This window comes from Halomonas sp. DP5N14-9 (genome assembly GCF_019802175.1).
In the GTDB taxonomy this organism is placed as follows: domain Bacteria; phylum Pseudomonadota; class Gammaproteobacteria; order Pseudomonadales; family Halomonadaceae; genus Halomonas; species Halomonas litopenaei.
The window spans coordinates 292,879-307,978 of record NZ_JAHVHR010000035.1 but is presented as its reverse complement, the minus strand read 5'-3'; the positions used below and the strand labels follow the sequence as shown (position 1 = coordinate 307,978).

General features: G+C 66.5%; 7 protein-coding genes. 4 read left to right on the top strand and 3 right to left on the bottom strand.

The genetic code is table 11. From position 1 onward, the window contains the following. Positions 1-103: 103 nt before the first annotated feature. The gene (locus tag KUW00_RS21050; protein WP_222570061.1) at positions 104-1,945 is read right to left on the bottom strand and encodes a DEAD/DEAH box helicase; all 1,842 of its coding nucleotides are present in this window, start codon (positions 1,943-1,945) and stop codon (positions 104-106) included. A gap of 228 nt (positions 1,946-2,173) precedes the next feature. Between KUW00_RS21050 and KUW00_RS21045 the strand changes: the two genes are divergently transcribed. Next, entirely contained in the window at positions 2,174-3,295 is a 1,122-nt protein-coding gene (locus KUW00_RS21045) for an efflux RND transporter periplasmic adaptor subunit (RefSeq protein WP_222570060.1), read from the top strand. Between the two features lie 3 nt (positions 3,296-3,298). Then, positions 3,299-6,370: an efflux RND transporter permease subunit gene (locus KUW00_RS21040; protein ID WP_222570059.1), complete on the top strand. Its 3,072-nt coding sequence runs from the start codon at positions 3,299-3,301 to the stop codon at positions 6,368-6,370. A 90-nt stretch (positions 6,371-6,460) separates the two neighbouring features. Here the strand turns inward: KUW00_RS21040 and KUW00_RS21035 are convergent, their stop codons facing one another. After that, positions 6,461-7,264, bottom strand: a complete 804-nt coding sequence (locus KUW00_RS21035) for a crotonase/enoyl-CoA hydratase family protein (RefSeq protein ID WP_045992008.1) — start codon at positions 7,262-7,264, stop codon at positions 6,461-6,463. Between the two features lie 172 nt (positions 7,265-7,436). Then, on the bottom strand, positions 7,437-11,354 hold the full coding sequence (gene purL, locus KUW00_RS21030; protein ID WP_222570058.1) for a phosphoribosylformylglycinamidine synthase: 3,918 nt from the start codon (positions 11,352-11,354) through the stop codon (positions 7,437-7,439). A gap of 140 nt (positions 11,355-11,494) precedes the next feature. Between purL and mltF the strand changes: the two genes are divergently transcribed. Continuing rightward, on the top strand, positions 11,495-12,970 hold the full coding sequence (gene mltF / locus KUW00_RS21025) for a membrane-bound lytic murein transglycosylase MltF (RefSeq protein WP_261392294.1): 1,476 nt from the start codon (positions 11,495-11,497) through the stop codon (positions 12,968-12,970). A 14-nt stretch (positions 12,971-12,984) separates the two neighbouring features. Beyond that, positions 12,985-14,955 carry a sensor domain-containing diguanylate cyclase gene (locus KUW00_RS21020; RefSeq protein ID WP_222570057.1) on the top strand — a complete coding sequence of 657 codons (1,971 nt, stop codon included), beginning with the start codon at positions 12,985-12,987 and terminating at the stop codon, positions 14,953-14,955. Positions 14,956-15,100: the final 145 nt, after the last annotated feature.

Here is a 15,100-nt window from a genome sequence, read left to right as displayed (position 1 = left end):
GGATGCGGCCGCTTGGACCGAGGCGCCACCAATCCCCCAGTCTATCAAGCTCCGCGCGATCTGGCTAAATCAGCGAGGCCCAGTCGGCACTTCAGGCGGCACTTCAGTCGGCGCTATCGGCAGTGCGATAGCGGCCGCGATAGTCGAACAGCTTTTCACGCACCTGCCAGTGACGCCCCACCTTGCGCCCGACCACGAAATCCGGGGCCCTGAGCCTTTGCTGCTCGCGACATACCTGATCGGGTGACGTCGGCGACCAGGGCACACCGGGCGCCCGGGCGTGATCACGCAGAAACACCGCCTCGAAGGCCCGCCGCTGGGCGGGCGTCTCCAGTGCGAACCACTCGGCCAGGGTGGCGCCATCCTCATCATGGTAGGTGACCTTGAGCCGCGGCAGCCCCCGCCCATTGACGGTGGGCTCGAGCAGCATGCCGCTGACCCGCAGTACCCTGGCGTCCTTGAGCTTCAAGGCCTCGCGCAGCTTGTCATCGGCGTCCACCAGCAGCGTCTGGCACCCATGGCAGCGTCGGGCGGCGATATCGTTCTCGGCGCCGCAGTCGCCGCAGGTCTTGAAGCGAAAACGAAAGTCGCACTGGCGCGCCCCTGGCTCGGCGGCGGCCAGCGCCCTGCCTTCGGCGTCGACCAGGCCCTGGCAGCGACGGCCGAAGTGTTCGATCACCAGCTCGCCGTCGCGCTTGCCCCAGAACAGGTTGGCGTGGCCACACAGCGGACAGGGCACCTGCACCGGCTCGCTGTCGCTGTCCGGCCGCGGACTGCCCACCTCCGGCGCATACAGGTCCCAGGGATTGCCGGCGTAGTCGAGGATCAGACAGTCGCGCTTGCCGGGCGAGAGCCTGAGCCCTCGCCCGACGATCTGCTGGTACAGGCCGACGGACTCGGTGGGCCTGAGGATCGCGATCAGGTCCACATGGGGCGCATCGAAGCCGGTGGTCAGCACCGAGACGTTGACCAGGTACTTGAGCCGTTTCGCCTTGAAGTCCTCGATCAGCCGGGTGCGCTCGTCACTGTCGGTATCGCCGGTGATCAGTGCCGAGGCTTGTGCCGGGAGATAGCCGAGGATCTCCTCGGCGTGGGCCACGCTTGCCGCAAACAGCATGACACCCTCACGCTCCCGCGCCCGCTCGATCACCTCGGCGATGATGCCTGGCGTGGCCCGGTGCCCGGCCACCACGCGATTGAGCTCTTCCTCGCGATATAGCCCGCCGGTTCCCGGCGCCAGTTGCGAGAAGTCGTAGCGGGCCACCGCCGCATCTACCTTGAGCGGGCTTGCCAGGTAGCCCTGGCGCACCATCAGCCGCAGCGGCTGCTCGAACACGCAGTCGCCAAAGAAGCTGTCCGCGTCACCGCGCACCATGCCGTGGTGGTGGCGGTGGTAGATGAAGCCCTGGCCCAGCCGATAGGGGGTCGCGGTCAATCCCAGCACCTTGAGCGAGGGATTGCGAGAACGCAGATGGTCGATGACCCGCCGATAGGAGGAGTCCGCGTCGAGCGATACCCGGTGGCACTCGTCGATTACCAGCAGGGTGAAGGGGCCATGGGCGTTCTGCTCGTCACTTACCGCGTCCAGGTGGCGGACCACCGACTGCACCGAGCCGAACACCACCTGGCGGGCGCTCTCCTTGCGCCCGAGTCCGGCGCTGAAGATGTCCGCCTCGAGGCCGTAGGCCAGGTACTTGGCATGATTCTGCTCGACCAGCTCACGCACGTGGGCCAGCACCAGAACCCGCCCCCGGGCCAGGCGGGCCAGTTCGGCGATGACCAGCGACTTGCCGCTGCCGGTAGGCAACACCACCACCGCGGGCTCATCGGACTGACGAAAGTGACCAATGACGCGTTTCACCGCCTCGTGCTGGTAGGGCCGCAGTTCTGGCCTGACGGAGGCGGGAGGCGACGATGGCGGGAGCCGGGACTCGGTCTGGGGCATGACGACGCCTTTACTCTGCAGGGTTCGGCAAATATTGATCCAGGGCACATCAGCGTGCACTCGGCGCCAGTAGCATAGGCGCCTGCGCGTCGAACCGACGCACTCTACGCCAAGCGCTCGATGCTCCACAACAGGGCCGGACCCTCCCCACCCTCCGGGCAGCCCTGGGGCACCGGCCTCGGCGAGTCACGCCGCACGTCAAGCGGCTCCGTCTTCAAGGACTCAGCCATGTCGCTTCGCCAACTCTGTCAGATGGCCTCCCTGCTCGTCTTTGCCGGTCTGCCCCTGCTGCAGGGCTGCTCCGAGGGAGATCCGCCCTTGGCCAAGCAGGTCACCCGCCCGGTCAAGCTGCTCACCCTGGACGAGATGGGCAATCGGTCCCTGACTCGCTACCCCGGTGTGGTCGAGGCCTCCGAACGCACCGACCTGGCCTTTCGCATCGGCGGGGAACTCAAGGAGTTGAACGTCCAGGCCGGCCAGGCGGTGACCAGTGGCGAGCGTATCGCCCTGCTCGACGACCGCGACGCCCGCAACGCCTTGTCCAACGCCCAGTCGAGCTACGACCTGGCGCTGGCGACCTACCGCCGCATGCAGATATCGCTGGAAAAAGGCGCCATCAGCCGCGCCGCCTTCGATGAAGCCCGGGCGGCCTTCCTGTCGGCCCAGGCCCAGTTCGACCTGGCCAAGGACCAGCTCGGCTACACCGAGCTGAAGGCGCCCTTCGACGGCGTCATCGCCAGCGTGCCGGTGGACAATTTCCAGGTGGTGGCCCCCCAGCAGACCATCGCGGTGCTGCAGCAGCCCGGCAATATCGACGTGACCTTCGACCTGCCCGAACAACAGATCCGCCAGCTCAACCTGGAACGCGTGCGTGCCGCCCTCGAGAAGGCCGACAGCGTCGCCTGGGTGCGCTTCGGCGATGACGAGCGTCGTTTCCCCGCGCGCTACAAGGAGCACGATACCCGCGCCTCCAGCGGCACCCTCAGCTACACCGTTACCCTGACCCTGCCGACGCCGGACGACGTCTACGTGCTGGCCGGCATGAGCGCCGTGGTGTCGATGGACCTCAACGCCCTGACCGGCGAAAGCGACGGCCTGTGGCGGGTGCCGCTGGGCACCGTGGTCACGCTGGAGGACGACCCCGAGGCCACGGTGGTGTGGCGCTATATCGCCGACGACGAAGCCTCGGGCAAGGTGGAAGCGGTACCGGTAGAGGTCCGCACCGCCAGCGACGACGGCATCTTCATCGCCGGCGAGCTGGCGGCCGGCGACCGACTGGTCGGCGCCGGCGCTCATCTGATGCGCCAAGGTCTTCGGGTCACTGCCTGGACCCAGGAAGAGGGGCTCTAGGTCATGGTCGGCTATTTTCTGCGCAACAAGACCATCAGCTGGATGGTCACGATCCTGCTGTCGGTGGGCGGTATCGTCTCCTTTCTGGGCCTTGGACAGCTGGAGTTTCCCGACTTCACCATCCGCATGGCGCTGGTCAGCACCGCCTACCCCGGCGCCAACCCGCAGCAGGTCGAGGAAGAGGTGACGCTGCGCCTGGAAAAGGCGATCCAGGAGATCCCCAACCTCAAGCGGGTCAGCTCGGTGAACAGCGCCGGGCTCTCCCAGATCACCGTGGAGCTCGACACCGACGTCCAGGGCACTGCCCTGCCCCAGTACTGGGACCTGCTTCGGCGCAAGATCGGCGATGCCCAGGCGGGCCTGCCCCCCGGCACCTCGGAGTCGCTGGTGGTGGACGACTTCAGCGACGTCTACGGTCTGCTGTTCAACCTGTCCGGCGATGACTACAGCCTTTACGACCTGAAGAATCAGGCCGACTTCCTGCAGCGCGAACTGCGCCTGATCGAGGGCGTCAAGAAGGTGGTGATCGCCGGTGATCGCCCGGAGCAGGTGACCATCTCGCTCAACCGCGAGCGCATGCAGGCTCTGAACATTCCCCCGGATGCGCTGATCGGCCTGCTCAACGCCCAGAACGCGGTAGCCGACGCCGGCAGCGTGCGTCGACACGGCAAGATCATCTCGCTGCAGCCCAGCGGCGAATTCAGAAGCGTCGAGGCGCTGGAGGACCTGATCGTCGGTCGCCCCGGCGCCAACCCGGTGCATCTGGGCGACATCGCCACGGTGACGCGCGCGCTCACCGACCGTCCCGGCCAGCTCTACCATGCCGACGGCAAGCCGGCGATCTCGCTTGGCCTGTCGTTCGTGTCCGGGGTCAACGTGGTCAAGGTCGGAGAGGCGGTGGACGCCCGCCTGGCCGAACTGGAATCCCGCCTGCCGCTGGGCATGCAGCTGACCCCGGTCTACCACCAGCCCCAGGTGGTCAAGGAGGCGGTGTCCGGCTTCGTCATCAACCTGATGGAGTCGGTGGGCATCGTCATCGTGGTGCTGCTGGTGTTCATGGGCCTGCGCTCCGGCCTTCTGATGGGGCTGATCCTGTCGATCACCATCCTCGGCACACTGATGCTGATGGCCGCCCACGGCCTGCAGTTGCAGAAGGTCTCGCTGGGGGCCCTGATCATTGCCCTGGGCATGCTGGTGGACAACGCCATCGTGGTCACCGAAGGCATGCTGATCGGCCTTGGCAAGGGCAAGAGCAAGCTCGAGGCGGCCAAGGAGGTGGCCGGCCAGAACTGGCTGCCGCTGCTCGGCGCCACCGCCATCGCCATCACCGCCTTCGCCCCCATCGGCCTGTCACCGGACGCCACCGGCGAACTGGTGGGCTCGCTGTTCTGGGTGCTGTTCTATTCGCTGCTGTTGAGCTGGATCACCGCCCTGACGCTGACCCCCTTCTTCTTCGACATCTTCTTCAAGGATCGTGAGATCGGCGACGGCGACAGTCACGAGGATCCCTACAAGGGAGTGATCTTCCAGCTGTTCGGCTGGCTGGTCGACAAGGGCATTCGCTTTCGCTGGCTGACCATCGCGGTCTGCGTGGGCCTTTTGGTCGGCGCCTTCACGCTGTCCTCCAACATCAAGAACGCCTTCTTCCCGGATTCCACCACACCACTGTTCTTCGTCGATGTGTGGATGCCGGAGGGCACCGACATTCTCGAGAGCGAGCGGGTGGCCTCGCGCCTGGAGGCCCAGGTGGCGACGATGGACCAGGTCACCCACGTGACCAGCGTGATCGGCGGCGGCGCCCAGCGCTTCACCCTGACCTACTCACCGGAGGACCGCTACGCGAGCTATAGCCAGCTGATCGTGGAGACCGAGGATCTCGACAGCCGAGCAAGCCGTATGGCCGAGATCATCACCCTGCTGCGCGATGACTATCCCGAGGTGCAGTACAAGGTCCAGGCGCTGCAGGTCGGTCCTGCGGCCAAGGCCAGCCTGGAGGCGCGCCTGTACGGCCCGGACCCAGACACCCTGCGCAAGCTCGCCACCGAGGTCAGCGAGGTGTTCCGCGCCGAGCCCTTCGTCGACAGCATCCGCCTGTCCTGGGGCAATCGGGTGGAGGAGCTGACGCCTGAGTTTCTCGAGCAGCAGGCGCGGCGCGTCGGCGTCACCCGCCAGGCGCTGCACCAGGCGTTGCTGATCCACAACGACGGCCAGATGGCCGGCGTCTACCGCGAGGGCTCCGACCTGATCCCCATCGTGCTGCGCGATGAACGGCAAGAGCGCTACGGCCTCAACGACATCGCCAGCCTCAACGTCTGGAGCGCCGAGCAGCAGACCTACATCAGCGCCGGCAGTGTGCTGGGGCCGCTCGAGACCCAGCTGCATGATCCACTGATCAAGCGTCGCGACCGTCAGCGCATGCTTGCGGTCTACGCCGAGCCGCTACCGCTGTCCGGCGAGACGGCGGCCAATATCCTTGCGCGGCTCAAGCCCCAGATCGAGGCCATCGAGCTTCCCGAGGGCTACCACCTGGGCTGGGGCGGCGAGGACGAGACCTCGCGTGACGCCAAGAAGGCGCTGTTCAAGCTGTTGCCGCTGGGCATCCTCGGCATGTTCATCCTGACCATGCTGCTGTTCGGCAACCTGCGCCAGTCGCTGGCGATCTGGGCCATCGTGCCCTTGACCGTGATCGGTATCGTCGGCGGTCTTCTGACCTTCAACGCCCCCTTCACCTTCATGGCGCTGCTCGGCACCCTGAGCCTGGTCGGCATGGTGCTCAAGAACGCCATCGTGCTGGTCGAGGAGATCAAGATTCAGATGCCGCTGTACGAGGCGCCCTTCGATGCGGTGATGGCCGCCGCCATCAGCCGGGTACGGCCGGTATCCATGGCGGCGATCACCACCATGCTGGGCATGATCCCGCTGTTCGGCGACGCCTTCTTCGCCTCCATGGCGGTGGTCATCGTGTTCGGTCTGGGTGCGGCCACCCTGCTGACCCTGGTAATCCTGCCGGTGATCTACGCCACCCTGTTCCGCATCCATCCTCCGTCGCCAGCCGAGGGGCCTACCGGAACCTGACCCCTATCGGAAGGTGACTGCAAGACAAGGCCCTCGCGGGCGATACCCGCGAGGGCCTTGTCGTTGGCTTGCGTCATAGGCCGCCGGCGCTCAATCGAAGCGCGGTGGGCGCCCGTCCAGGCGTGCCCGGGTCGCTTCTCGCTGCTCGCGCCCGGCCAGCAGATTGCGCTGCAGTTCGGCCTCCATGGCCAAGCGTCCGCGCTCATCCAGGCGCGGCGCCTCTCGCCACAGCCGACGCGCCGCGGCCACCGCCTTGGGCGAGCGCCGGGCCATGGACACGGCGAGCTCCAGCGCCGCCTCGCGCGGGTCCTCGTCCAGCCGCGAGGCCAGCCCCAGTACCATGGCCTCGTCGCCGGCTAGATGACGGCCGGTCAGCATCAGATCCTGAATCACGTCCTGGCGCAGCGCGGCGGCGGTGACGCTGACCGCCATATCCGACATCAGCCCCCACTCGATCTCCGGCAGCGCCAGCGTCGCTTCCGGGTGGACGATACGCAGATCGGCACCCAGCGCCATCTGCAGGCCGGCGCCAAAGACGTGACCATGCAGCGCCGCTACCACCGGCGCCCCCAGGTCACGCCAGCCAAGCGCCAGGCGCTGGGCCGGATTGACCCCACTGGCGTCCGGCGTCAGCAGCCAGGCCACGCGCTCGGGGCTTGCCACCACCGAGGCCACGTCCAGTCCCGAGCAGAAGCTCTCGCCCTCGCCGGTAAGCACCACGGCGCGCAGGCCCACCCGCTCGCCCAGCCAGCGCTGAACCTCGAGCAGGGCGTCGATCATCGGCGGATCCATGGCGTTGTGGCGATCGGGCCGCTCGAGATGTACCCGTGCCACATGGTCGATCAGGGAGACGCTCAAGCGGTCATGAAAACTGCGCTGGGTGGATGAGGACATGGAAGCTCCGTCGATAAGGTGGCCAGTCAGGTGATCGATAAAGAGGCGAAACTGCGAAAGCGGGAACTTCAACTTGGCACCTGACGCCGCTCGATACAACACCTGACTTTGTCCCGGATACGACAACGCCGCCCGCAGGCGGCGTTGTCGTGGGGCTGGAGGGACTGGAGGATCAGCCCAGCCACACCCGGGCATTGCGGAACAGCCTGAGCCAGGCGCCATCCTGGCTCCACTCGGCCGGCCGCCAGGAGTTGGTGACGGCACGCACCACCCGCTCCGGGTGGGGCATCATGATCGTCACCCGGCCATCCGGCGTGGTCAGGCCGGTGATACCGGAGGGCGAGCCGTTGGGGTTGGCCGGATAACGGGTGGTGCACTGGCCGTGGTTGTCGATATAGCGCAGGGCCACCTGGCCCGAGCCCTGCATGCTGCGCAGGTGGGCGCTATCGCGAAACTCGGCGCGGCCCTCGCCATGGGCCACGGCGATGGGCAGGCGCGAGCCTTCCATGCCGGCCAGCAGGATCGACGGGGTCTTCTCCACCTGCACCATGGCCACCCGGGCCTCGAACTGCTCGGACTCGTTACGCACGAAGCGCGGCCAGTTCTCGGCGCCGGGGATCAGCTCCTTGAGCTGGGACAGCATCTGGCAGCCGTTGCACACGCCGAGGGCGAAGCTATCGTCGCGCGCGAAGAAGTCGGCGAACTGCTCGCGGGCGCGAGGGTTGAACAGTACCGACTTGGCCCAGCCACCACCGGCGCCGAGCACGTCGCCGTAGGAGAAGCCACCGCAGGCGGCCAGCCCCTTGAACTCGTCGAGAGCGACACGTCCCTCGAGCAGGTCGCTCATGTGCACGTCGACCGCCTCGAAGCCGGCCTTGTCGAAGGCCCAGGCCATCTCCAGGTGACCATTGACGCCCTGCTCGCGCAGGATGGCGGCACGCGGACGTGCGCTGTTGACGAAGGGTGCGCTGATGTCCTCGTCGACGTCGAAGGTCGGGCTGGCACTCAGGCCCGGGTCACGGGTGTCGAGCAGGTTGTCGAACTCGTTCTTGGCGCACTCGGGGTTGTCGCGCAGAGCCTGCAGGCGGTAGCTGGTCTCGCTCCAGGTGCGCTGGGTCAGCTGCCGGGTGGTCTCCAGCAACGGCTCCTCGAACAGGGTTACGCGGATCTGGTCGTCGTAGCGCGGACGGGCGATGACGCCGCAGGTCTCGATACCGGCGGCGGCGAACTGGGCCAGCACCTCTTCGGTGTGCTCACGGCTGACCTGAATGACCGCCCCCAACTCCTCGCTGAACAGCGCGTCCACCGCCTCGGCGGCCTCGTCGATCAACCAGTCGAGCTTGATCTCGAGCCCGGCGCGGCCGGCGAAGGCCATCTCCAGCAGGGTGACGATCAGGCCACCGTCGCTGCGGTCGTGGTAGGCCAGCAGTCGACCGTCGGCGTTGAGCCCCTGGATGACGCTGAAGAACGCCTTGAGGTCCTCGGCGTCGTCCAGGTCCGGGCAGTCGTTGCCGACCTGACCGTAGACCTGGGCCAGGGCGGAGCCGCCCAGACGATTCTTGCCGGCGCCCAGGTCGATCAGCAGCAGGTCGCTCTCGTCCTGGTCGAGGCGAATCTGCGGGGTCAGCGTCTTCATGGCGTCGGTGACCGGAGCGAAGCCGGTGATCGCCAGGGTCAGCGGCGAGGTCACCGCCTTCTGCTCACCGTCCTGCTCCCAGGCGGTGCGCATGGACATGGAGTCCTTGCCCACCGGCACCGCGATGCCCAGCGCCGGGCACAGCTCCATGCCGACGGCGTGCACGGCGTCATACAGCGCCTGGTTCTCGCCTTCATGGTCCGCCGCGCTCATCCAGTTGGCCGACATCTTGATGTCGCCAAGCTGGGCGATCGGGGCAGCGGCCAGGTTGGTGATCGACTCGGCCACCGCCAGGCGTGCGCTGGCGGCGGGGTCGATCAGCGCCACCGGCGAGCGCTCGCCCATGGCCATGGCCTCACCGGCGTGGGTATCGAAGCTTGCCGTGGTCACCGCCACGTCGGCCACCGGCACCTGCCAGGGACCGACCATCTGGTCACGCGCGACCTGACCGGTGATCGAACGGTCGCCGATGGTGATCAGGAAGCTCTTGGAGGCCACGGTGGGCAGACGCAGCACCCGATCCAGCGCCTCGCGCAGGTCCAGGTTGTCGAGCATCACACCGGGCAGCTCCAGCGGCGCACGCTTGAACTCACGCTGCATCTTGGGCGGCTTGCCGAACAGCACGCTCATCGGCAGGTCCACCGGGCGCGTGTCGAAGTGGCCGTCCACCACCGCCAGGTGGTGTTCTGCGGTGGCCTCGCCGACCACCGCGTAGGGGCAGCGTTCTCGCCGGCACAGGGCGTCGAAGGTCTCGAGATCCGCAGGTGCCACCGCCAGCACGTAGCGCTCCTGGGCCTCGTTGCACCAGATCTCCAGCGGGCTCATGCCGGGCTCGGCGTTGGGCACCTCGCGCAGGCTGAACAGACCACCACGATCGCCGTCCTTGACCAGTTCCGGCAAGGCGTTGGACAGACCACCGGCGCCTACGTCATGGATAAAGCAGATGGGGTTGTCGTCACCCAGCGCCCAGCAGCGGTCGATGACCTCCTGGGCACGCCGCTCGATCTCGGGGTTGTCGCGCTGAACTGAAGCGAAGTCGAGATCGAAGCTCGACGAGCCGGACGCCATCGACGACGCTGCGCCGCCGCCGAGCCCGATCAACATCGCCGGGCCACCCATCACGATCAGCTTGCCGCCCACCGGGATCTCGCCCTTGGCCACGTGCTGTTCGCGGATGTTGCCGTAGCCGCCGGCGATCATGATCGGCTTGTGGTAGCCGCGACGCTCGATGCCGCTGGCACCGAGGGCGTCCTGCTCGTAGGTACGGAAGTAGCCGGTGAGGTTGGGACGGCCAAATTCGTTGTTGAAGGCGGCGCCGCCGATGGGGCCCTCGAGCATGATCTCCAGGGCGTTGACGATGCGCTCGGGCTTGCCGTAGTCGAACGCCTCCCACGGCTGCACGAACTCGGGGATACGCAGGTTGGACACGGTAAAGCCGGTCAGCCCCGCCTTGGGCTTGCCGCCGATGCCGGTGGCGCCTTCGTCGCGGATCTCGCCACCGGCACCGGTGGCCGCACCGGGATGAGGCGCGATGGCGGTCGGGTGGTTGTGGGTCTCGACCTTGGTCAGGATGTGGATCGGCTCCACTTCCCCGCCGTAGCTGGCGCGCTCACCATCACGACCGGTCAGCGGGGTGGCGAAGAAGCGACGCGCCTCGCTGCCCTTGATCACCGCAGCGTTGTCGCTGTAGGCCGACAGGATGCCGTCCGGCGAGGCCTCGAAGGTGTTCTTGATCATCTTGAACAGCGAGTGGCTCTGGGCCTCGCCGTCGATGACCCAGTCGGCGTTGAAGATCTTGTGGCGGCAGTGCTCGGAGTTGGCCTGGGCGAACATCATCAGCTCGACGTCGCTGGGGTTGCGGCCCAGCTCGACAAACGCCTCGACCAGGTAGTCGATCTCGTCCTCGGCCAGGGCGAGCCCCAGCTCGCGATTGGCGACCTCAAGCGCAGTACGGCCGCCCTCGAGCACGTCCACCTGGCCTAGCGGCGCCGGCTCATGGTGGGCAAACAGGGTGGCGGCGTCGGAGCTGTCTCGCAGCACCGTCTCGGTCATGCGGTCATGCAGGCCGGCGACGATGGCGTCGAAGTGGGCTTCCTTCAGCGTACCGCGCACCTTGATGCGATAGAGGATGCCGCGCTCCAGGCGGTTGATCTGGGTCAAACCGCAGTTGTGGGCAATGTCGGTAGCCTTGGATGACCAGGGAGACTGGGTGCCGATACGTGGCACCACCAGCAACGCAAGCCCCTCCACATCGCTATCCTGCTGTGCCGGCCCGTAGTCGAGCAGGCGCTCGAGCAGGCTCAGTTCGGTGGCATCGAGCTCCCGCTCCAGATCGGCAAAGTGCACATACTCGGCGTGCAGCGCCTCGATCTCGGGGACGGACACACGCAGTTGAGCCAGCAGCTTGGCGTGACGGAAGGTGGACAGGGCGGGCGCTCCGCGCAGTTCGAGCATATCCAGGAGCCTCTGAAGATCAGCGATAAAAGAAGGGGGCCGCGGCGGGCGAGACGGCATATGATACTGGAAACCGACGGGTGCGAGAAATCGATGCGGATGACAGCGCCCCGTGGGCTGGGTAAGGTGGGCGCTCCACCATGAGCGATTTTGCCCCGATGAAGGACGGTTTCCGTCATGCGCGGCGCCTGCGCATCCTTGCCACCAGTGGCCTGGGCCTGCTGTGGGCGCTCTGGCCAACACCGCCCGGCCCCTCCTCAAGCGCTGCCCTGGAGCGAGTACTGGCACGTGATTTCATCACCGTGCACACCCGCAATACCCCCTTTACGTACTACGAGGGGCGTCAGGGACCTACCGGCTTCGAGTACGAACTGATGCGTCGCTTCGCCGACCGCCTCGGGGTCAGCCTTAACCTGAGCGACGACCACCATGTGCAGAGCGTGCTCGACGCGGTGCGCCACCAGGGCGACCTCGGCGCGGCCGCCCTGCCGCTGGACCCGCTGGCGGAAGGCCTGGTGTTTTCCCGCCCGATCCTGTCGATGCAGCCGATGGTGGTGTATCGCCGAGGACTGCAGCCGCCCAAGGCGCTCGATGACCTCAAGGACTGGAACATCGGCATCGCCAAGGGCACCGGCATCAGCCGCGTCATGCACGAATTGCAGCGCGAGCACCCTCGCCTCAGCTGGAAGGAAGCGGAAGACCTGGAGATCGCTTCGCTGCTCAGGCGCATCGAGGATGGCGAGCTGGACGCCGCGGTGGTGTACGCCCACCAGTTCCGCCTCAATCGTCTGTTCTTCCCCGAAGTGGAAGACGGCTTCGACATCGGCGAGCCGGTGACCATGGCCTGGGCCTTCTCCGGGAAAGACGGTCTGGCGCTGATCGAACGCGCCAATACGTTCTTCGACGAGCTTCGCGCAGACGGTGAACTCGACCGTCTCACCGCCCGCTACTTCGGTCATGACGACTATCTCGAGTACGTCGGCGCCCGGGTCTTCATCAACCACGTCAACAAGCGCCTGCCGCGATTCGATGCCCTGTTTCGAGAGGCCGCCCGCGCGCAGCACTTCGACTGGAAGCTGCTGGCAGCGGTCGGTTATCAAGAGTCCCACTGGGACCCCGAGGCGACGTCGCCCACCGGGGTGCGTGGGCTGATGATGCTGACCAACGCCACCGCCGAGGAAGTCGGAGTATCGAACCGGCTGGACCCGGCCCAGAGCATCGAGGGTGGCGCACGCTATCTGCGCAGCGTCGAACAGCGATTGCCCGAGTCGATCACCGGTGAGGACCGTCTCTACATGGCGCTCGCGGCCTACAACGTGGGCCTCGGCCATCTGTATGACGCCCGTGACATCGCCCGCATGCGGGGTGGCAACCCGGATCTGTGGCGTGATGTGCGTGAGGCGCTGCCCCTGTTGCAGGAAAGCCAGTGGCACAGCAAGACACGCCACGGCTACGCAAGGGGTGGCGAACCGGTCATCTATGTGCAGAATATTCGCCGCTATCTCGAGATCCTCGACTACGTCGATCGCAGCCAGCAGCAGTTCCACCAGCTGAATGCCCGCCTGCCCGATCAAGCCGACGCCGAGATCTTCGAACTCGTGCCCCCCATGCCCTAGGACACCTTGCCTTCATGTCTCGAATTGCCCTGTCCATGACGCTGCTGGTCATCCTGCTGGCCACGGCAGGACTGATCGTCGACCCCTCGATGATCCAGGATCAGAGCCACAGCGCCAGCTGGACCCTGCTGCTACTGATCGGCATCGGCCAGGCGATGTGGTACTGGCGTGGGGTGAGGATGTCGGTCGTGTGTCTGCTGCCGGTGCTGGCGATCCTGCTGCTGGGCCTGGCCAGCTACCTGCTGCCCGAAGCCCTGATCTCTTACGTCACGCTCGACCAATGGGCATCGTGGCTACCCGGGGTCCAGGGCCTCGACGATCTTCGACCGCCCTTGATGGAGCTGCTCATCCTGCTGGCGCTGACTGGCGGGCTGCTGGGACGCACCCGGGCGAGCCTGGCCACCCCGCTGCTGCAGGCGCTGGCGGCGCTGTTACTGGTCACCGAAGCGCTGCTGGTGATCAACGACGAGATCCGCTCGCCGCAGAACCTGGCAGGGACCCCCGCCAGCATGCTGTTGCTGGCGCTCTTGCTGGTCGCCCAGTTCGTCGGCGTGGTCTCGGGGTGGCGCCACACCCGGATCAGCATCCTGCGCAGCCTGATTCCCTCGCTCGCCCTGGTGCTGGTCAGTCTGTTCGTCTGGAACCAGCAACGTGTGTACGTGGACCAGCAGCTTCAAGACGAGCTGCAGGGCGAATCGGATCGTCTGGCGACTCAGCTTGGCGCCGAGATAACGGCCCACCTGGAGGCAGTGAGACGCTTCGCCAGCTTCTGGAGCCTGCTGGAAGAGGCCCCCAGCGCCGAAGAGTGGGAGCGCCAGGCCGCCTTTTACCACCAGGACTTCAGCTACTTTCTCAACATCGCCTATATCGAAGCCGACGGTACCATCCGCCTTGTCCACCCACGCGATGACAGCAACCGGGCGATCATCGGCATCAATGCACTAGACGTGGACCGCCCCTACATCGACGCACTGGCGAAGGCACTTTCCGACAACCAGGAGGGCCACACCGGCGTCGTGCCACTGCTGCAGGGGATGCCCGGCATGATCTACTACCTGCCGATCACCTCCCCCGACCAGCAGCGCGTCACCGGCGCTGCGGCCATGGTGCTCAGCCTCCCGGTGCTGGCCGACAAGCTCTACGCCGAGACCCTGCTGGACCGTGAGCATATCCGCATGCGCTTTGCCGTGGATGGTGACACCATCCGCGACTGGCCGACCAGCGAGTCGCCAGGCCCATGGACCATGCTGAGCCTGCTTGCCCTCGACGAACAAGAGCTGACCGTCGCCTTGAACGCCTCCACCGGCTACCTGCTGGGTCTGCGTTCGCGCCAGCCGGTGGCCAGTCTCAGTATCGGGCTGCTGCTGGCTTACCTGTTGTATATGGTGGTATTCGGCCACCACCGCATGTCGGTCCAACACTCGTCGATGTACCGCTCCAACGAGGAGCTGCGCCGAGAGGTCCGCCATCGTACCGAACTGCAGCGTGAGGTGGAGTGGCTTGCCGGCCACGACGAGCTGACGCTGCTGCCCAACCGCCGCCTGTTCATGTCGACCTTGCGAGAACAGCAGGAGTGCCGCCCGCTGAGCGTTCTTCTGTGTGACATCGATCACTTCAAGAGCATCAATGACCAGCTCGGCCACCAGGCGGGGGACGAGGCGCTTCGTCGCTTCGCCCGAGTGGGACGCCTGGCGATGCCCGAAGGGGTGGTGCTGGCCCGTTACGGCGGCGAGGAATTCGTCGCCCTGCTGACCGGGGTGGCGGCGGACGAGGCCGTCGAGATCGCCGAATCCCTGCGCCAGAGCGTGATGAACTGCGGCGTTGAGCATGCCGACGGGCGCCCCATGACGGTGAGTATCGGCATCGCCAGCCACGGCGCCGGCGACCTGATCGCCGAAGACCTGCTCCACCGCGCGGACCTGGCGCTTTATCGGGCCAAGCGACAGGGGCGAAATCGCATCGAGGTTTGTGGATCACCTGCCTGAGCGCGGCCTCGCGCGGATCTGGCGCGCTGACTTGATACACCAGGAGCCAACCAGACACCCACCCGCCCTCTCGATGTCCTTGATCTACATCAGGAAAGGCATGGTTCCGCGCCCACTTGGCCGCATTTTCCAGCACAATCCCCCG